General features: G+C 48.9%; 1 pseudogene. It reads left to right on the plus strand.

Annotated elements, in window-relative coordinates:
* A pseudogene (locus GJQ66_RS12510) lies at positions 1–278 on the plus strand (IS481 family transposase); the annotation flags it as partial.

A 278-nucleotide genomic window follows, 5' to 3' on the forward strand; every position in this document is an offset into this window, starting at 1 on the left:
CGCACTTTGTTGCCGCTAGACGATTGCCTTTATGCATTGCAGCCGAGTATTCCTTATCTGACACGCTCGTCGTTACACCGCTGCTTACAGCGGCATGGTATTTCACGACTGCCTGAGGTACAAGGTGATCGCCCTGTCAGGAAGCGCTTCAAGAGCTACCCCATTGGTTACTTTCATATCGACATCGCTGAGATGCAAACAGCACAGGGTAAGCTTTATCTCTTCGTTGCCATTGATCGCACTTCCAAGTTTGCGTTCACTGAATTGCATACTAAAGC

This window comes from Microbacterium sp. ZXX196 (assembly GCF_009709595.1).
Lineage (GTDB): Bacteria > Actinomycetota > Actinomycetes > Actinomycetales > Microbacteriaceae > Microbacterium > Microbacterium excoecariae.